17 protein-coding genes and 3 pseudogenes are annotated in these 17,540 nt (G+C 59.4%); 8 read left to right on the top strand and 12 right to left on the bottom strand.

The window, feature by feature from the left end; genetic code table 11:
* Positions 1–67 precede the first annotated feature (67 nt).
* On the bottom strand, positions 68–409 hold the full coding sequence (locus CAF77_RS23565; RefSeq protein WP_085655346.1) for a hypothetical protein: 342 nt from the start codon (positions 407–409) through the stop codon (positions 68–70).
* A gap of 158 nt (positions 410–567) precedes the next feature.
* On the opposite strand from CAF77_RS23565, the gene CAF77_RS23560 reads away from it, so the two are divergent.
* Positions 568–2,946 (top strand): DUF3772 domain-containing protein, encoded by a 2,379-nt coding sequence (locus CAF77_RS23560; RefSeq protein WP_085655347.1) that lies wholly within the window; start codon positions 568–570, stop codon positions 2,944–2,946.
* A gap of 42 nt (positions 2,947–2,988) precedes the next feature.
* Here the strand turns inward: CAF77_RS23560 and CAF77_RS23555 are convergent, their stop codons facing one another.
* From CAF77_RS23555 to CAF77_RS23540, 4 genes are all read right to left on the bottom strand, one after another.
* Positions 2,989–3,153, bottom strand: a complete 165-nt coding sequence (locus tag CAF77_RS23555; RefSeq protein ID WP_084776984.1) for a DUF2986 domain-containing protein — start codon at positions 3,151–3,153, stop codon at positions 2,989–2,991.
* Positions 3,154–3,207: 54 nt separating this feature from the next.
* Complete coding sequence (locus CAF77_RS23550) at positions 3,208–3,903, bottom strand: tRNA (adenine(22)-N(1))-methyltransferase TrmK (protein ID WP_256576179.1); 696 nt, start codon at positions 3,901–3,903, stop codon at positions 3,208–3,210.
* A 105-nt stretch (positions 3,904–4,008) separates the two neighbouring features.
* Entirely contained in the window at positions 4,009–4,605 is a 597-nt protein-coding gene (locus tag CAF77_RS23545) for a LysE family translocator (protein WP_085655349.1), read from the bottom strand.
* Positions 4,606–4,656: 51 nt separating this feature from the next.
* Positions 4,657–5,493 carry an AraC family transcriptional regulator gene (locus CAF77_RS23540; RefSeq protein ID WP_085655350.1) on the bottom strand — a complete coding sequence of 279 codons (837 nt, stop codon included), beginning with the start codon at positions 5,491–5,493 and terminating at the stop codon, positions 4,657–4,659.
* A 167-nt stretch (positions 5,494–5,660) separates the two neighbouring features.
* Here CAF77_RS23540 and CAF77_RS23535 point away from each other — a divergent pair, with 167 nt between their 5' ends.
* Together CAF77_RS23535 and CAF77_RS23530 are read left to right on the top strand one after the other, a co-directional pair.
* Positions 5,661–5,855, top strand: a complete 195-nt coding sequence (locus tag CAF77_RS23535) for a PLDc N-terminal domain-containing protein (protein WP_039773123.1) — start codon at positions 5,661–5,663, stop codon at positions 5,853–5,855.
* 211 nt (positions 5,856–6,066) lie between these two features.
* Positions 6,067–7,131, top strand: a complete 1,065-nt coding sequence (locus CAF77_RS23530) for an alpha/beta fold hydrolase (protein ID WP_085655351.1) — start codon at positions 6,067–6,069, stop codon at positions 7,129–7,131.
* A gap of 21 nt (positions 7,132–7,152) precedes the next feature.
* Here the strand turns inward: CAF77_RS23530 and CAF77_RS23525 are convergent, their stop codons facing one another.
* A complete protein-coding gene (locus CAF77_RS23525; protein ID WP_085655352.1) occupies positions 7,153–8,178 on the bottom strand; it encodes a GlxA family transcriptional regulator in 1,026 nt (341 codons plus the stop codon).
* 465 nt (positions 8,179–8,643) lie between these two features.
* Between CAF77_RS23525 and CAF77_RS23520 the strand changes: the two genes are divergently transcribed.
* The gene (locus CAF77_RS23520; RefSeq protein ID WP_085655353.1) at positions 8,644–9,954 is read left to right on the top strand and encodes an MFS transporter; all 1,311 of its coding nucleotides are present in this window, start codon (positions 8,644–8,646) and stop codon (positions 9,952–9,954) included.
* A gap of 60 nt (positions 9,955–10,014) precedes the next feature.
* On the opposite strand, the gene CAF77_RS23515 is transcribed toward CAF77_RS23520, so the two are convergent.
* Complete coding sequence (locus CAF77_RS23515; protein ID WP_011333806.1) at positions 10,015–12,003, bottom strand: U32 family peptidase; 1,989 nt, start codon at positions 12,001–12,003, stop codon at positions 10,015–10,017.
* Positions 12,004–12,237: 234 nt separating this feature from the next.
* On the opposite strand from CAF77_RS23515, the gene CAF77_RS23510 reads away from it, so the two are divergent.
* A complete protein-coding gene (locus CAF77_RS23510) occupies positions 12,238–12,714 on the top strand; it encodes a hypothetical protein (RefSeq protein ID WP_085655354.1) in 477 nt (158 codons plus the stop codon).
* A gap of 160 nt (positions 12,715–12,874) precedes the next feature.
* On the opposite strand, the gene CAF77_RS23505 is transcribed toward CAF77_RS23510, so the two are convergent.
* From CAF77_RS23505 to CAF77_RS29145, 3 genes are all read right to left on the bottom strand, one after another.
* Positions 12,875–13,255, bottom strand: a complete 381-nt coding sequence (locus CAF77_RS23505; protein WP_007955413.1) for a RidA family protein — start codon at positions 13,253–13,255, stop codon at positions 12,875–12,877.
* 101 nt (positions 13,256–13,356) lie between these two features.
* On the bottom strand, positions 13,357–14,088 hold the full coding sequence (locus CAF77_RS23500; RefSeq protein ID WP_085655355.1) for a DUF72 domain-containing protein: 732 nt from the start codon (positions 14,086–14,088) through the stop codon (positions 13,357–13,359).
* A complete protein-coding gene (locus CAF77_RS29145) occupies positions 14,085–14,216 on the bottom strand; it encodes a hypothetical protein (RefSeq protein WP_371915545.1) in 132 nt (43 codons plus the stop codon). The genes CAF77_RS23500 and CAF77_RS29145 overlap by 4 nt, the downstream gene beginning before the upstream one ends.
* Before the next feature lie 452 nt (positions 14,217–14,668).
* On the opposite strand from CAF77_RS29145, the gene CAF77_RS23495 reads away from it, so the two are divergent.
* Complete coding sequence (locus tag CAF77_RS23495) at positions 14,669–15,052, top strand: DUF6124 family protein (protein WP_085655356.1); 384 nt, start codon at positions 14,669–14,671, stop codon at positions 15,050–15,052.
* Positions 15,053–15,171: 119 nt separating this feature from the next.
* On the opposite strand, the gene CAF77_RS23490 is transcribed toward CAF77_RS23495, so the two are convergent.
* Positions 15,172–15,429: a hypothetical protein gene (locus tag CAF77_RS23490; protein ID WP_085655357.1), complete on the bottom strand. Its 258-nt coding sequence runs from the start codon at positions 15,427–15,429 to the stop codon at positions 15,172–15,174.
* A 132-nt stretch (positions 15,430–15,561) separates the two neighbouring features.
* Positions 15,562–15,651, bottom strand: a pseudogene (locus CAF77_RS29585) (hypothetical protein); the annotation flags it as partial.
* A gap of 331 nt (positions 15,652–15,982) precedes the next feature.
* Here CAF77_RS29585 and CAF77_RS29800 point away from each other — a divergent pair.
* Both CAF77_RS29800 and CAF77_RS29795 read left to right on the top strand, forming a co-directional pair.
* A pseudogene (locus CAF77_RS29800) lies at positions 15,983–16,173 on the top strand (transposase); the annotation flags it as partial.
* Between the two features lie 862 nt (positions 16,174–17,035).
* Positions 17,036–17,540 (top strand): annotated as a pseudogene (locus CAF77_RS29795) (transposase); the annotation flags it as partial.

Raw genomic sequence — 17,540 nt, 5'->3', positions numbered from 1 at the left:
GGCGAAAAACACGCGCACAGCCAAATCACTCCGCCTGGGCGGAATGAGCTTCAAGGGGAGACAGGAATCAGGTGCGGGGCGGTCGCCAGACCCCGGACGGGGCCTCTAGCGGCAGGGAATCACTGAAGAACGAATGCGTGACAGGGCTGAATACGGTAACGGGCGGCTTGAGGATCGCGACTTGCAGCAGGCCGCCGGTCTTGCACTCCTGGCCGGGTTTGCAGGGGGAGCCATGGTCGGCAGGACTCTTCATGTCCTTGCAGCAATCCATGTTCATGCCGTCCATCATCGCCATGCCCATGGTTTGCATCGGGCACGGTTCTGTCGGTGCCTGCACGCCCGCCATCCCGCTGAGGGGAAGCGCCAGGCTGATCAGGAAAACGAGACAAAACCGCAGATAGCGTTTCATGGCCGGGAGTCTAGTCGTGAAAACGGGCGCCTACAATCGGCTGCCCGGCGATCTCACCGGACACGCATTAAGCCAGGATTAGCAGCAGAAAATGATGCAGCAGGCGCCCGATCACCTAACCTCAATGCTTGTGTGATCAACCGGACTCGCCCATTCCCATGCGTAATGCATTGAAGTCATTGATGTTCATCACCCTGACGCTGCTCTGTCCGGGTGTCTCGATGGTGTCGGCCGCCGACTTGCCCGGCACGCCCGATGTCGGCGCCCCGCTCCCCGGCGTCTCGCAAAGCGATCTGCAAGCCCTGCAACTGCGCCTCGACGGCCTCAAGCAGCAAATCTCGTCCGCCAACAATTACAACCAGCTCGAAGGCCCGCAGGATCGGGTGCAGACGTTCATTCTGGACATTGATCGGCTGTCGGCGTCGCTGTTGCCGCAGCAGGCGCAACTGGCCGTGCAACTGGGCGTGCTCGGTGCCGCGCCGGCCGAAGCGGTCGCTGCCGAACAAGCCGATATCGCGGCGCAGCGGGCGACGTTGATCGAGCAAAAAACCAAAGTCGATACGGCGTTGAAGAACCTCGCCATCCTCAAGCAAAGCGCCACGGAGCTGATCACCCAGATCGCCGGTATCCGCCGCACCTTGCTCGAAAGCGAACTGACGCTCAGCACCGACAGCATTCTTAATCCCGGTTTCTGGGCTCCCCTTGTCAATCCGTCAGCGGACGACCGCCAGCGTCTGCGCTTTTTCGTCGAACAGGTGCAACAGACCGGTGCCGAAGCCTGGCAACCCGGCCAGCGTTTTTACACCGCCCTGCTGGTGGTGCTGGCCTTCGTCGTCTGGACGCTGGGCCGGCGGCTGGCCGATCGCTGGCTGGCGTGGGTGTGCATTCACCGCATGCCGGAAGGCCGGCTGCGCCGCAGTTCGCTGGCTTTCGCTTCCGCGCTGGCGACACTCGCAACCACCGCCATCGCCCTGCAATTGCTCTATTACGCCTGCACCCGTCACGTGCCGTTGCCGCCGATGCTGGCGACATTTTCCGATGAGTTCGGGAAAGTGGTTTATGCCTGCGTGCTGATCACAGGGCTCAGCCGCGCCCTGCTGTCCACCGAGCACCCGTCGTGGCGCTTGCCGGCGGTGGCTGACGAGGTGGCAAACGCGCTGCAGCCGTTTGCGCGAATCCTCGCCGCCGCGCTGTTGGTGCTGGTGACGGCGGTGCAGGTCAGCAACGCCTCCGGCATGAGCAGCCAGATCGTGCTCGCAGGCCGAGGCATCATTGCGCTGGTGGTGCTGGTCATCATCACAACGTTGCTGATGCGCGTCGGTAAAGTGCGCAAAGTGTTGGCGGCGGCCGGGGATACGCAAGTGGCGGGCAACACCTTCGCCGGGGTGATTTACACCGTGGCCACCCTGGCCATGGTGCTGTCGTTCGGCACCCTGCTGACGGGGTATGTGTCGCTGGCGCGGTTCATCACCTACGAACTGGTCTGGGCGTTTATCGTGTTTTCCGGGTTTTACCTGCTGATGCAGTTGCTCAAGGACAGCTGCGAGTACTTCTTCTCGCCCCGCCACTCCAGCGGCAAGGCGCTGAAACAGCTGCTCGGCGTGGGTGATCGGCGTCTCGAACAGGCCTCGACCCTGCTGGCCGGTTTCGGTAGGGCTGCGCTGCTGCTGTTGGCCGTCATCACGCTGTTTGTCGGCGGGATCGGCACCACCCTGGGCCAACTGGCCAACAACATCGGCACGATCCTCGGCGGCGCTGGCCTGCGCAAACTGAACATCGTCCCCGGCCATTTGCTCAACGCGATGCTCGCGCTGCTGATCGGCATCTACCTGATCCGCGCCTTGCGCCGCTGGCTCGACAACGAGTTCCTGCCCAAGACCGATATGGACCCGGGCATGTGCGCCTCACTCAGCACGCTGTTTTCCAACATCGGTTATGCGGTGGTGATCCTGCTGACCCTGTCGTCACTGGGCGTGCAATGGACCAACCTGGCGTGGATCGTCAGCGCCCTGTCGGTGGGCATCGGCTTCGGCTTGCAGGAGATCGTGAAGAACTTCGTCTCCGGGCTGATCCTGCTCACCGAACGGCCGGTCAAGGTCGGCGACCTGATCAGCATCAGCGGCGTCGAGGGCGACATCCGCCGGATCAACGTGCGCGCCACCGAAATCCAGCTCAGCGACCGCTCGATCGTGATCGTGCCCAACTCGCAACTGATCTCGCAGAACCTGCGCAACGTCACCCTCGGCGGCAGCGCCCAGGGCGTGGCGACGCTGGAACTGATGTTCCCGCTGGATATCGACCCCGAACAGGTGCAGAACCTGCTGTTCGACACCTACAAGGAACACGAAACCATCCTCGAGAAACCGGCACCGTTCGTGCGCTTCAGCAAGCTGACGCCGGAAGGGATTACGTTGACGGTGACCGGGTATGTGGCCAGCCCGAGGATTGTCGGGACGACCAAGAGTGATCTGTTGTTCGAAATTCTCAAACGGCTGGGGGCGGCGGGGATTGAGCTGGCGAAGCCGCCGAGTACCTGAGGAAAAACCTGATGGGGTCTGTATCGCTGTGCGCCCGCTCGATCAGGCCTCAGGGGTGTCAGTTGACTCTGGAACCACTTCAGTCGCCAGTTTCAGACGATCCGCCTTGCTGATGTACTTCGGCTTGTTGCTCTTGGGTGCCAGTTTGGCATTGGCCTTTCTGGATTTTTCCTTGAAGAGCTGTTGCAGTTTTTTCTGACGGTTCATGGTGTTTTTTGGCCTGCTTGAAAGTGGTTGGATGATATCAGCGTTGGGCGTGCTTCACCCCAGCACGTCAGTGATCCAGCGCACTTGCTGCGTCAGATCCTGCACCTTGCGCTCGCAAACGCCATGCCGTGCCCGCCCAAAATGAGCCAATGTCTGCTGCTTGTGCCGCAGCCGATGCTGCCACTTACTGACAAACGCCGGACTGCGCGCCTGCAATTGCAGCGGCCCGAAGTACAGTTCCTCGGCGGTATACGCCACCGGCCCGCCCCGCTCGGCCACGATGATTTCGTAGTCGAAGCGGTTCTCCCGCAGCACTTCTTCACAGAGGATTCGGTAGTCGTTGTCCATCAGCCATTGGCGCAGCGGTTGTTCGCCGCCGTTGGGTTGCAGGATCAGGCGCTCGCGGCCACTCAGGCGTGCCTTGCCGGCGTCGAGAATGTCGCGGATGGTCTCGCCGCCCATGCCGCACACGGTAATTGCCGTAATCCGGTCTGCCGGTTCGATGGCCTTCAAGCCGTTGGCCAGGCGCACGGTGATCTGCTGTTCAAGATCGTTTTCGCGCACGGTGCGTTGCGCCGAACGGAACGGCGTCTCGGCCATCTCGCCCGCCACCGCCGCCGCGATCGCACCACGGCGCATCAGCGCCACCGGCAGGTAGCCATGATCCGAGCCGATATCGGCCAGCCGAGCACCGGCGGGCACGTGCGCCGCCACCCGCTCCAGGCGCATGGACAATGTCTGTTCGTTCAACCGCAACCCCTTTCACTTTGAACGCCCGGCACTGGTGGCCGGATCGGGGCGCGATTCTGGGGGGCAACGGCGGGCATTTCAAATTTATGTGACCGAACGCCACGGCTAGACCAACACCGCCAACCAAGCCGACAGCAACAACAAAACCGCCAGCACGGCATTCATGCGCCGAAACGCCCGTGGCGAGCCAAAGAACCGCGCGCTGCCCACGCCCAGCAGCGCCCACGCCGTCATGCACGGCAGGCAGACCATTAGAAAAACCGCCGACAACAGCAGCATCCGCGCGCTGTCGTCGCCGTTGCCGCCAAACACACTCACCACCGCCACGGCCATCATCCACACCTTGGGATTAATCAATTGCAGCCCTGCGGCGCCGAACACGCTGAAGCCTTCATCGGCCGCTGTCGCCGAGTCCAACGAGGGCGGCGTACTGCGAAAGATCTGCCACGCCAGCCAGCTCAGCCACAACACCCCGGCCCAGGCCATCGCCTGCTGCACGCGGGGATAGCGCAGCAAGGTTTCCCCCACGCCGAGTCCGACCACCAACACCACCAGCGCCGCCGACACACACGCACCGAAGATGATCGGCACGGTGGCCGTCAGACCGCGCCGCGAGCTGTGGCTCATCACCAGAATATTGGTCGGCCCCGGGGTGATCGAGGCGACGAAGGAAAACAGCAGAAAAGGCAACAACGATTCCATGACAGGGCTCCCGAATCAAAACAGGAGGTCATGGTCGCGGTTGCGCGGGGTTCAGTCTGGAAGGTTTGAGCAGCGCTTGCGGTAATCCGCCGGCGTCAGGTGATAGGCACGGCGAAACCAGCGCCCGAGATGGCTTTGATCGGCGAAACCGAGGGCGCTGGCGACGGTCGCGGGTGTTTCGCCGCGCGCCAGCAATTGGCGGGCGCGGGCCAGGCGCAACTGAATCAGATAGGCATGGGGCGCCAGTCCGAAAGCGGCCTTGAATGCACGGGTCAGTCGAAAGCGATCAACCCCGCAGGCCTCGGCCAGGTCGTCCAGCCCGATGTCTTCGAAGGCATGCGCATGCAGATAGTCCCGCGCCACCTGGGCCACGCGTGGCAGGCGCGGATCGAACGGTTGACGCTTGCGCCAGTCGAGGTGGGATGTCAGCGCGCCGAGCAAGGTGTCGATGGCGGTCTGGCGCACGATGCGCAAGTCGCCTTGATGCAGGGCGTTGAAGGCCTGATTGATGGCCGTGGACAGGCGCGAATCCTGACTCAGGGTATCGGTGAATCCGAGCTGGCTGTTGTCCGGCGCATGCTCGAACAGCACGCGCAATTCACGCTCCAGCCAGTGCGGGTCGAGGTAGAGCATGGAATAGGTGAAACCCTCCTCCGTCGGCGCGTGCCCGTCGTGGATCTCCCCCGGTTCCAGCATGAAAATCTTGCCCGGCGTACTCAGATGGCGCACGCGCCGGCAATGAAACTGCTGCACGCCCTGCTCGGTGACGCCCACCAGAAAGCTGTCATGCCAGTGTGGATCGTAGGCATGGCCCTGGAAATGGGCACGAATCGACTCGATCCCGGTGTCGGCATCCTGAGACAAGTCGATCCAGTTGCGTTTGTCCACGCAAGGCTCCGAAGGCAGTGGTTGTTCGTCAAGGACGTCTACGTTACCGCGACTTTGCCGATGGGTTTAGAACATTTGTGCACGTGAGCCAGGCAGACGATCCAGCAAATTTAATGAACCCTGAGTGCCACGGCCCGCCTAAGTCAGAGACCATCAGGAGGTAGCTCATGCAAATTGAAACCACGTGGATCGTACTGGCCGTCGTGCTTTTGCTCATCGAATTGTGGGCGATCAACAGGGTGCGCAAGAGTGAGGGAAAAGCCAGCAACAAAGGTGTCTGGATCGTATTGATCGTATTTGTGCCGCTGTTCGGGCTGATCGCCTGGGCGCTGGCCGGGCCCAAGCAGGTTACTCAGGCCTGAAAACCCAAGGCAAGCAGGAGCCCCGAACATTCGGGGCTTTTTGTTGGCCGCTGGTTTGTATCGCAGTGTGTACGAACGCCTCCCGGATACATGCCCGCGCATCAGCCAGCGGAAACGGAAACAGCGCAGATACGTGGCCAGTCTTTAATGGGCTCCAGATTCGAAGGGTTCAGTCAGAACCCGGCCCTCGCCGATCATAAGGAGACTTGCCATGAAGCACGCACCACACGCCACCGTCACTACCGGGAAAAACCGTCGTCGCCTGTTGGGCTTGTCGATTCTTGCGACTGCGCTGCTGCAATTCGGCGCGCTCGCCCAGGCACAAACCGCAGCCCCCGAGCCGGTCAAGACCGAAACCGCCAGCGTCAAGGCCGATCTGCCCTTCGGCCCGCTCAAGCATGTGAAGGCCGGCCTGCTGGACGTGGCGTACGCCGAAACCGGCCCGGCCAATGGTCCGGTGGTGATTCTCCTGCACGGCTGGCCGTACGACATTCACAGCTACGACGACGTCGCGCCGCTGCTGGCGGCCAAGGGTTATCGGGTGCTGATGCCGTATGCCCGTGGCTATGGCGACACGCATTTCCTGTCCGACAAGACCGTGCGCAACGGTCAGCCGGCGGCGCTGGCCAGTGACGTGATCGATTTCATGGATGCGCTGAAGATCAAGCAAGCTGTGCTCGGCGGCTACGACTGGGGCGCGCGCTCGGCAGACATCGTTTCGGCGCTGTGGCCGGAGCGGGTCAAGGCGCTGGTGTCGGTCAGCGGTTACCTGATCGGCAATCAGGCCGCCGGCAAAAACCCGCTGCCGCCCAAGGCCGAACTGCAATGGTGGTATCAGTTCTACTTCGCCACCGACCGTGGTGAGGCGGGCTACACCAAGAACACCCATGATTTCGCCAAGCTGATCTGGCAACTGGCGTCACCGAAATGGGCCTTCGACGACGCCACTTTCGACCGCAGCGCCAAGGCGTTGCAGAACCCGGATCACGTCGCCATCACCGTGTTCAACTACCGCTGGCGTCTGGGCCTGGTGCAGGGTGAAAGCCAGTACGATGCGCTGGAACAGAAACTCGCCACCGCACCGTCGATCAGCGTGCCGACCATCACCCTGGAAGGCGATGCCAACGGCGCACCGCACCCGGCGCCCGAGGACTACGCCAAACGCTTCACCGGCAAATATCAGTTCCGCCTGATCAACGGTGGAATCGGGCACAACCTGCCGCAGGAAGACCCGAAAGCCTTCGCTCAGGCGATCATCGACGCCGATCACCTCTGAAGCGGCACGCCAGACGGCTCGTCATTTGACGAGCCGTTTTTCTTTGGACGGGCGATAACCGAAATAGGCGCTGTAGCACTTGCTGAAATGACTCGGTGACACGAATCCGCAGGCCACCAGCACGTCCACCTGCGACAGCTCGGTGTGTTGCAGCAGGCGCCGGGCCTCAGTGATGCGCAGTTCCATGTAATAACGCTGCGGCGTGGTGCCCAGTTGTTCCTTGAACAGCCGCTCCAGCTGACGCCGGGAGCGTCCGGCATACACTGCCAGTTGTTCCAGCTCCAGCGGTTCCTCCAGATTGGCGTCCATCAGCTTCACCACTTCACGCAGCGGCGCGCTGACGCAGATATTTTCAGTCGGTTTGATCCGCCGGTAACGCGATTCCTCGAACGCCAGAATGTCTTCGATGCCTTCGACCAGCGCCTTGTCGTGCAGGCCCTTGATCCAGTCCAGGGCCATGTGGAACGCGCCGGACGGACTGGACGCGGTCAACCGGTCGCGGTCGATCACGTAGGGTTCGCTGCTGACCTGGGTCGCCTTGGAAATTTCCGCCAGCGCCGGCCGATGCTCCGGGTGAATTGCACAGCGGTAGCCTTCCAGCACCCCTGCCCGGCCCAGGAACCACGCGCCGTTCCACAACCCGGCCAGTATCACGCCGGCCTCGGCGGCCATTTTCAGCAGATTGATGAACTCGTCGCTCGCCTTCAGTTCCGTGCGGTAACCGCCGCAGATCACCAGCAGATCCAGTTCCTGCAATACGCTGGTTTCCAGACGCGAGTCCGGGCGGATCACCAGCCCCAGATCGCTGATCACTTCGCCGTCGCTCAGGCCGAAGGTGCGCGTGGAAAACAGACCGGGGCGCAGCAGATTGGCGGTGACAAGAGTGTCCAGCGCCTGAGTGAAGGCCGGCAGGGAAAAATGCTCCAGCAGCACGAACCCGGTGCGGGTCATGCGTCCCGGCCCGCTGGCGGGCTCGTTCAGGTAGCGAAGGTTCTTGCCCTTCATGCCACCGCTGAATTGGCGTCGTTCGATCAAGGTGGGGTCCATCGTTTCGTTGTTATGGCGCCATGCTAACTGGCGCCGCAGCAAATTACTCGCAAACGACGCAAGCACCACAAGGTAGATCGCTCCCACGCTCCGCGTGGGAATGCCTCCGTGGACGCTCTGCGTCCGCCGTTGGAAGGGACGCGGAGCGTCCCGGGCTGCATTCCCACGCGGAGCGTGGGAACGATCAGTCAGCCTGAACGAACGTGCCTGCGTCCCAACGTCGCAGGCCGGGCACCTTGGCAAACGCCACACAAGGCTTAAAATCGCGCCTCCTCTTGCAGTCGCCCGACCGGCGCCTGCCCGCAGCCATGACAACCCTCAGGTTTGAACAGCCGGCGACTTTCACGAAGTGCGCCAGGCTCAATCGTCCTGCCCGTTCGGCGGTCGTTTGTCTTCAACACACTTCGGCTTGGCACTCGCATGCGCAGAGGCGCACGTTCCGCTGTTCGATCACTTGAGGTTTTTATGACACCGCGTTTGCTGGCCATGGCGCTGGCGCCCCTGCTCGGGCTGTTCATTGTTGCGCTGGGCAACGGCTTTCTGTCTTCTTTGACCACCCTGCGCCTGGGCGCCGCCGGCGAATCGGCGACGATGATCGGCATCGTATCCTCGGCCTATTTCATCGGCCTGACGCTGGGCGCGATCTTCAACGACCGGCTGATCCTGCGCATCGGCCACATCCGCGCCTACAGCAGCTTCGCCTCGCTGATCGCCGCGACCATCCTGTTGCAAGGGCTGTTTTATGACACCTGGGGCTGGGTCGTCCTGCGCCTGATCAACGGCTGGGCCACGGTCGGCGTGTTTCTGGTGATCGAGAGCTGGCTGCTGCTGGCCGGTGACGCGAAAATTCGCGGCCGTCTGCTGGCGCTGTACATGATCGTCCTCTACGGCGCCGGGGTGCTGGGTCAGGCATTTTTGGGGAAAATCACCGGGCTGGGTGACACCGCGCCGTTCATGGTTGCCGGCATGCTCGCGACGCTGTCGGTGCTGCCGATCGTGATCCTGCCGCGGGTTTCGCCGCTGCTGGAACAGGTCGAACCACTCAAGCCACGAGCGCTGCTGGGCGTATCGCCTACCGGTCTGGTCGGCTGCTTCGGCTCCGGCGTGACCATCGCGGCGATCTACACCCTGCTGCCGCTGTACCTGCAACGCATTGGCCTGAACGTCGGCGAAGTCGGCAGCATGATGGCCTGGACGATCCTCGGCGCAATGCTGCTGCAATACCCGGTCGGGCGCTGGTCCGACCGCAAGGATCGCCTGCAAGTGCTGACCGTGCTGTGCGCCGCGTGCACCGTGCTGTCGCTGGTGATCGTGCTGGTGCCGCTGTCCTCGGCCCTGCTCGCGGCGATGCTGTTCCTGCTGGGCGGCGGGGTGTTCGCGCTGTACCCGGTTGCGGTCAGCCACGCGGCCGACCGTGCGCCAGTCGAAACCCTGGTGCCGATGATTCAGGGCATGCTGCTGATCAATTCGCTGGGCTCGGCGATGAGCCCGCTGCTGATCTCCCCGGCGATGAACGCCCATGGCGAAACCGGCTTGTTCTGGGCCTTCGCGCTGGTCAACCTGGCCATGGTGACGTTCTTCTTCTGGCGTCGCGGCAAACGTCCGGTGCCGGCCAACCCGGCCCCGTTTGCGGCGGCAGCGACGTTCTCGCCAACCGGCGCCGAACTGCGGGTGACCGAAGATCTGCGTCAGGCAGCACAGGAACATCCGCCAATGGTCGATGCGTTGAGTGGCGAAGCGGCGCCGCCAACGGGATCGCGCTTCGAAGCCAGTTGAGTTTCTGGCGGGCATAAAAAAACCGGTGACTTTCGTCACCGGTTTTTTATTGCCTCTGAATCAGTGCGGCGCGCGCGGGATCGTTTTCATCAGATCCTCAGGGCTGATATGCCCCACCACACTGCCCGGCTGCGGCAGATTCAGGATGTGGCCCTTCATCTTGCCGATCACGTGCATCTCGCACGGTTTGCAGTCGAACTTCAGGGTCAGCACTTCGTCGCCATGAATCAGCTGCATCGGCGCGACTTTGGTTTTCACGCCGGTCACGCCTTTGGCCTGTTTCGGGCACAGGTTGAAGGAGAACCGCAGGCAGTGCTTGGTGATCATCACCGGCACTTCGCCCGCCTCTTCATGGGCTTCGTACGCCGCGTCGATCAGCTTCACGCCGTGACGGTGGTAGAAGTCGCGAGCCTTCTGGTTGTAGACGTTGGCCAGGAACGACAGGTGCGCTTCCGGGTACACCGGCGGTGGCGTGGTCTCGGCCTTGCGCGAACCGCGCGGGTGGGCGGCAACGCGGGCGGCAGTCAGCGCCTCGATCACTTCACGGCGCAACGACTTGAGCTGCGAATTCGGGATGAAGAACGCTTGCGGCGCATCGAGTTTGATCGAGGTCGCGTGGTACTCGGTGGTGCCGAGTTGGCCAAGCAGGTCGTGCAAGGTGTCCAGCGCCTGCTCCGGTTTGTTGGCGACGCCGAACGGGCCTTCCAGCGCGACGCTGGCGCTGATGCCCTCTTCACTGGTCACGGTCAGTTCCAGACGCTCTTCACGCAACTTCGCCAACCAGCTCACGCCGATACGACGCTCGGCAGAAGTCTTGAGCAAGGCCTGCTGCCAGTTGTGGTCGAGGTTGCGGTTCAGCGGGTGGTTCGGGCGCAGCTTGTACAGGCCTTCCGGCATCTCGTTCGGCTCGACGCGGTAGCGGTAGCGCTTCTCGCCCTCTTCCTCGAACTCGCCCTTGGCTTCGGCGATGTTGGCGCGGAACCCCACCACTTCGCGCTTGACCAGCACGTTGAGGCCGTCGCCGTTGGACAGCGGCTCGTGGGTGATGACCTGCATGTCACGCTTGCCGACTTTCTCGACCACGCCCACCGCCAGACCGGTGAAGGTCGGCGAATCGAACGCGCCGATGTCGATCTTGCGCTCGCTGACGAAGTAGTCGGTGCTGCCACGGTGGAAGGTCTTTTCCGGGTCCGGCATGAAGAAATGCGCGGTGCGGCCGCTGGAGGCGCGGGCCAGGTCCGGACGGTCGTTGAGCACGTCGTCGAGGCGCTGGCGGTAATAGGCGGTGATGTTCTTCACATAGCCCATGTCCTTGTAGCGACCTTCGATCTTGAACGAACGCACACCGGCCTCGACCAGCGCGCGGATGTTGGCGCTCTGGTTGTTGTCCTTCATCGACAGCAGGTGTTTTTCGTAGGCGATCACGCCGCCCTTTTCGTCTTTCAGGGTGTACGGCAGACGGCAGGCCTGGGAGCAGTCGCCCCGGTTGGCACTGCGCCCTGTCTGCGCGTGGGAAATATTGCATTGACCGGAAAACGCCACGCACAACGCGCCGTGAATGAAGAACTCGATGGCGGCATCGGTTTCATCGGCGATCGCGCGGATTTCCTTGAGGTTCAGTTCACGGGCCAGTACCAGTTGCGAGAAACCGGCCTGATCGAGGAACTTGGCCCGCTCAAGGGTGCGGATATCGGTCTGGGTGCTGGCGTGCAGCTCGATGGGTGGAATGTCCAGCTCCATCACGCCCAGGTCCTGGACGATCAGCGCATCGACGCCGGCGTCATACAACTGATGGATCAGCTTGCGCGCCGGCTCCAGTTCGTTGTCGTGCAGGATGGTGTTGATGGTGGTGAAGATGCGCGCGTGGTAGCGACGTGCAAATTCCACCAGTTCGGCGATTTCGCTCACCTCGTTGCACGCGTTGTGGCGCGCGCCGAAGCTCGGGCCGCCGATGTACACCGCGTCAGCGCCATGCAGGATGGCCTCGCGGGCGATGGCCACGTCACGGGCGGGGCTGAGCAGTTCCAGGTGATGTTTGGGCAAGGACATATATAGTTTTTAGTCAGGCTGTCACGGTCGAGGCGCGCATTGTACCTGCGAAAGGCCTGACCGGCACCCATGGGGCGATGTGATGCATAAAGGCACTAGCACAGTTTCAGGAATGGCATAACTGTAAGTTCTGTCAGTTGTTGAGTCGGATTATATGAAGCACGCTTTCCCCAGGCACTCCAGCGTATTGCAATGCCTGCTCCATTTTTCGATTCATAAAAAAGGATATCGATGATGAACACTGAAATTTACAAAGCATTAAATATTAATGAAAAAGACATGACGCCCGGTGATGCACATTCAGTAAGGAACAATTATTTCGAGGCAACGTTCAGCCCACCCATTCCGGGCGTAGGGGAAAAGTTTTCAGCTACCAAATTCATCTATGCTTCGTTAGTCCCAGGTTCTTTAAGTGTCCTGGGTCGTAGCGAGACAAATGGGGAACTCGTACAGCTCGGGATCATATTCCCCACAACGCTGAACGACGGTACATACCCAATAGAGCGCGAAGGTACTGACGTTGTAACGGGCTCCCTAACAGCAGGCTTTTATATCGTGCTGGGTTCTAACGGAAAGGTTACGTTCGAAAGAGACAGGATCAGCAACACTATTAAAGCAAACTTTGAAATGCATGTTTTTTATGAAGGCGCCGAATACCATGTGAAAAACGCAAAACTTTTTGTAAATGCCACCGGCCCACTGGACGATTAATAGCCTTAATAGAAAGTTCGAAGCGCAGCCAGGCTCGGAGCGGCCGTATTGGCTGCGCTGGTCTGTAGGGAAGTTTGCCCGTAAAAACGCCGGCACAATACAGCAGCAATGAATGACTGACTTGGAACAGCTGCTCCTGCGGGGAGCAACTGTGCTGAAGTCAGGCCTTGGCGGCCATCGCGGTGACTTCCACCTTCATCCCCTCAACGGCCAGCGCCGCCACGCCGACCGCCGCACGCACCGGCCATGGCTTGGCGAAGTAGCGCTTGTACACTTCGTTGAACGCAGCGCGATCAGCCATGTCGGTCAGATAAATGGTCAGGTGCAGCACGCGGTCCATCGAGCTGCCGGCCTTTTCCAGCGCCACTTTCAGTGCCTGCAACGTGCATTCGCTTTGCGCGGTGACGTCGCCTAGTTCCAGGCTGCCGTCGGCACGGGTCGGAATCTGGGTCGACATCAGGATGCCGTTGAATTCGGTCACGTCCGAAGAGATCGAGTCTGCATCCGGGTCCGGGGTGTAGGTGATGTCTTGGTTGGCCATGGGAAAGTCCTTCGCTGGCAGTGAGGACGGCGCCATCGCGCGCCGTTTCGGGCGGCCAGTTTACAGACCCGGTCGCCGGTGGGAAGTCCCGACGCGGTGTGTCAGCCCTGCGCCAGTATCCGCCGCAGTTCCAGCGCATTGCCGAGTGCCGCGCCGCTGGCGGTGTTGTCGAAAATGCACCAGGTGTCGATGCCATCGACAGCCGCCACCTGCAAATCGCCGGCGAGCGTTTCCAGATACGCCGAATCATAGGGGCTGTGATAGATCCGTGGCGAACCGTGCAGCCGCCAGTAGCGCACGCCCGGCCAGCCGCACGGAGCTGCATCGGTGCTGATTCGCGAGGGATCAACCACCGCTTGTGCGATGCGATACGCCATCAACAACAGTTCGGCGGCGGCCCAGGATGCGTGGCGCGGCTCCAGCACCACGGCCCCGGAATAGCGCTGGCGCAAGCCGATGAAAAAGGCCTCTGCAAGCGCTTCGTCAAACGTCAGCGACGGTGGCAACTGCAGCAGCAGGCAACCCAGACGATCGCGCAGCCCCGAGCACTGTTCGAGAAAGGCGTCGAGCTCACGCTCACAGTCCCGCAGGCGTCGCTCATGGCTGATCGACTTTGGCATCTTCACGCAGAAGCGAAATCCGTCCGCCACCGACTCGGCCCATCGGGCATAGGTTTGCAGCTTGTGCGGACGGTAAAAGGAGCTGTTGATTTCCACACCATCGAGCAGCGCGGCATAGCGTTGCAGGTGGGTGCCCTGCTCCGGGAAGTCCGGCCAGTATTCGCGGGGCAGGCTCCAGCCGGCGCAACCGATGAAGATCGACGACGCAATCAAAACAGTACCCTGCCCGTTTGGATTGGTTTACCCATCAGGAAACTGGCGAGCAGCCATTTGAACAGGGCTGATTCGTTCAGCGGATGCAGGTCGATGTGCAAGTCTTGGGCGTTGATGGTTTTGGTCATGCAGCTTTTGAGCGAGCGTCGGCGTGATGAGTGCGGGGCTGGCGACGAATGGCTTTGGGGCGTAAAGCGTCAGGCTTCTCCTCCTTGGTAGAGGATCGATAAACAGGTTTGGATCGTGCCGTTTAAAGACATGTCGGAATGCGTCCGGATGCCTACAAATCCTTGCGCCAGAGCCTACCGCTACGCCAGAATCCGCCGGCTTGTGCGCCTTGGGGTCGGCCGGTAACTTGGATCGGGTCACTGATTCGCAGTGATCGGGTTTAGCAGCCCGTGGTCAACCTAAGGTCGTATGCGCACTATCAATCAGGCTCTATGCCTGCATTTGATGGCGGCTGTACGCAGGGCGCTTCGGCGCGCCGGCTTCCTTAGGTTCCCCGGTCTGCTAACCTGCGTCCAGCTGCCACCCTTCTTTTAGCAGAGAAGCGGTTTCAGCATCATTTCGGAACCTGAAAATGATCAAACCTTCTCCAAATCCCCCGGTTATCGCACCGGCCAGCATCACCGACCCAACTTCCCCCTACGAATGCCCTGACTCCAAGAGATTCAACGAAGCCGCCAACCGCGCCCTCGACTACCACCTCGGCCCGATCTCAGCCCACATGATGGCCGCGCCCTACTACCCCAACCGCCTCTACCAGGCCAACCCGGCCAGCAACAACGAATCCCTGCTCGCCGACGCCTGCGAAACCCTGGGTTCGGCCAACGTGATGCTCAACAACCTCGTCGACGCCCTCCAGGGCCCCCACCGCAAAACCGCGCAGGGCATCGCGCAGATCGTGATGCTGGCGGAACTGGCAGTGAACAAGGTGCTGGATAACATTGTGCCGACGGAATAGGTCGCACCAGCGAAAGTTATCTTTGCTGCCAATCAAGATCAAAAGGGGACGATTAAATAAATCTGTCCCCTTTTGATTATTTTGATTTTTATTATTTTTCAATTTTACTCTGTTGCTTATTACGCCATCAAACTTTTATAACTGATTGTGGGCGCCAACCCCACCAACTCCTCCAACTCCTCCAACCCCTCCAAATCCACCCTCCTTATTCTATTAGTTTGCGGAGCTACCACAGACGCAATAGCGCTCTTTCCATCCGGGGCGAACTGCATACCAACAACCCTAACCCCATATTTTTTCGCAATCTGCTCACACAAGGCTGATTGATTGAATCCCAACGCCAAGTCAAATATGGTGATTTTTTTGGTGTTTTCCATGTCCTTCTCCACATCAGCAACAAAGGGAACAGCAACAAAGGGGACAGATTTATTTGCCAACCCTACCTTTACTCTGCTTTTTATTTGATTAAAGTAACCTTCACCCCTTCATTCTGAATTCGACCCATTTTGATTTAATTGTGCAAAAGTAGTAGCGGCAGCAGGGTCAGATAAATCATCTGCGGGGACGTAGACAGCCTGTAATGACGTAATACTTCCCTTGCGACTAACAGGTCCCACCTCTAACACACGCACATCATATTTGCGTTGAATTGCAGCCTTGACACTCTCAGGCGTCGCCCCCTCAGGTAACTCCGTGACCAAAAGCTTTTTAGTAGCCATTGCCGCACCTCCTTGAATTCTATTGAACAACGGGGACAGATTTATTTTCCAACCCCACCTACCAAAAGTATCAACACAAACACCCGCAGCCGCACCTGACAGAAATGACAGTTTTTAATACTTATTCAGAACCACAGAAATTCTAAAAAATCATAAGAAGCAAACAACTCATATTCATTTAGTGACTCCCTCCCCCCCAGGCGGATACATTGACCTGTTCGAGCTTAAGGAAGCATTGGGCATAAAAGTTTTTGCCTACTGCTTGATGACCAATCATGTCCACCTGCCTGTCGCCCCCGGAGAAGCGCCGTGCACTCTGGACAACTCATGCAAGCCATCACCGCGCGGATGAATCGGTATCGCAACAAGGTTGAGGGGCGGACAGGCACGCCATGGGAAAGTCGCTTCATAAGGACCTTTGCGTCCTGGATCCAGGACCTGCCGATGCCATACGGCGTGAACGCTACAAGTCGTCGAGATACCCCTCCCTCAAATGAATTACAACTCACAAGCGCTGCGCTTCAGCGGGTCCAACTGACTGGAAACCTGAAATTCGTCGACGAAATCGAAAAAATCACCGGAAGACGTATTCTTTTCAGAGAACAAGGACGACCAGAGAAAATAACTTAACGTCAAAAGGGGACGATTAAATAAACCCGCCCCCATTTGATAAAAAGCGTTTTAGTAGCCATAGCCACTTACTAAACCCACCCTCAAAACAATAAAACACGATAAATCAAATCGATTCAACCAACCCTCCCTTTAGATTTATAGCTGTTATAGGCCTCCAGCGAAACGTGCTCCACCATCCATCCATTATTCTCGACACTCCACGTTGCCCGGACAACGTAACGTAGCATTCCATCCCTGTAATACTCCTTAAGTTCATTTAGCTGATCTTTGCTATATCCGTACTGCCAAGTTTTATCGGTGGGACCATATGGACTTGACACTTCCTCTTCAACTCGTAAAAACATGACTTTTCTCCTTAACGACAAACAAGGGCAAACAGAGGGGACAAAAACAAGGTGGACAGATCTATTTTCTGCGCATCCACAATCAAAGTATCAGCAGAGACAGCCACAACCACACCTGACAGAAATAACAGTTTTTAATACTGATTCAGAACAACCAAAATTCTGAAAAACCATAAGAAGTCGCAGAGACAGACTTATTTAATTCATTCCCTCAGCTCAGGCGGATACATTCTCTGACACATCCTGCTTGTCTATACGTCGCCACCTTCTAAGCTTCATCCATCTTGCTGCTCGCCCCCCCAGGGGAATCAACGTCCAGCCTTGGACAGCTCATGAAAGCCCTCGCCGGGCGGATGACCCGGTATCGCAACAAGGTTGAGGGGAGGACCGGGACGCTGTGGGAACGTCGCTACCAATCCAGCGTCGTTCAATCCGACACCTATCTATTGGCTTGCGGTCGCTACATCTAGCTAAACCCAGAGCGAGCCCGCATGGTGGCGCTAGCAGAAGATTATCGTTGGTCATGTTTTGCTCTGCGTCTATGCGATTTTTCTGAATCCACATGGCTGGAAAAAGATCCCTGCTTTATGGAGCCAGGGCTTACGGATGCCAAACGGCGTGAACGCTATAAATCGTTTGTTGAGATGGCGACACCCACCAATGAATTGCAACTCATAAGAGGAGCACGTCGGCGGGGCCAACTGACTGGAAACCTGAAATTCGTCGACGAAATTGAGAACATCACCGGGAGACGCATTCAATTCAGAGACCGAGGACGACCAGAGAAAAGTG

The organism is Pseudomonas sp. R15(2017) (genome assembly GCF_002112685.1).
Taxonomy (GTDB): domain Bacteria; phylum Pseudomonadota; class Gammaproteobacteria; order Pseudomonadales; family Pseudomonadaceae; genus Aquipseudomonas; species Aquipseudomonas glycinae.
The sequence above is the reverse complement of the archived record's forward strand: the minus strand, read 5'-3'. Positions and strand labels throughout refer to the sequence as shown.

What these genes read in the sequence shown, in the direction of transcription:
- CAF77_RS23505 (WP_007955413.1), bottom strand. Translation starts at nt 13,255, where the DNA reads ATGGCCAACCAAGACATCACCTACACCCCGGACCCGGATGCAGACTCG.
- CAF77_RS23535 (WP_039773123.1), top strand. Translation starts at nt 5,661, where the DNA reads ATGCAAATTGAAACCACGTGGATCGTACTGGCCGTCGTGCTTTTGCTC.
- CAF77_RS23495 (WP_085655356.1), top strand. Translation starts at nt 14,669, where the DNA reads ATGATCAAACCTTCTCCAAATCCCCCGGTTATCGCACCGGCCAGCATC.
- CAF77_RS23560 (WP_085655347.1), top strand. Translation starts at nt 568, where the DNA reads ATGCGTAATGCATTGAAGTCATTGATGTTCATCACCCTGACGCTGCTC.
- CAF77_RS23515 (WP_011333806.1), bottom strand. Translation starts at nt 12,003, where the DNA reads ATGTCCTTGCCCAAACATCACCTGGAACTGCTCAGCCCCGCCCGTGAC.
- CAF77_RS23545 (WP_085655349.1), bottom strand. Translation starts at nt 4,605, where the DNA reads ATGGAATCGTTGTTGCCTTTTCTGCTGTTTTCCTTCGTCGCCTCGATC.
- CAF77_RS23525 (WP_085655352.1), bottom strand. Translation starts at nt 8,178, where the DNA reads ATGGACCCCACCTTGATCGAACGACGCCAATTCAGCGGTGGCATGAAG.
- CAF77_RS23490 (WP_085655357.1), bottom strand. Translation starts at nt 15,429, where the DNA reads ATGGAAAACACCAAAAAAATCACCATATTTGACTTGGCGTTGGGATTC.
- CAF77_RS23510 (WP_085655354.1), top strand. Translation starts at nt 12,238, where the DNA reads ATGAACACTGAAATTTACAAAGCATTAAATATTAATGAAAAAGACATG.
- CAF77_RS23530 (WP_085655351.1), top strand. Translation starts at nt 6,067, where the DNA reads ATGAAGCACGCACCACACGCCACCGTCACTACCGGGAAAAACCGTCGT.
- CAF77_RS23555 (WP_084776984.1), bottom strand. Translation starts at nt 3,153, where the DNA reads ATGAACCGTCAGAAAAAACTGCAACAGCTCTTCAAGGAAAAATCCAGA.
- CAF77_RS29145 (WP_371915545.1), bottom strand. Translation starts at nt 14,216, where the DNA reads ATGACCAAAACCATCAACGCCCAAGACTTGCACATCGACCTGCATCCG.
- CAF77_RS23565 (WP_085655346.1), bottom strand. Translation starts at nt 409, where the DNA reads ATGAAACGCTATCTGCGGTTTTGTCTCGTTTTCCTGATCAGCCTGGCG.
- CAF77_RS23520 (WP_085655353.1), top strand. Translation starts at nt 8,644, where the DNA reads ATGACACCGCGTTTGCTGGCCATGGCGCTGGCGCCCCTGCTCGGGCTG.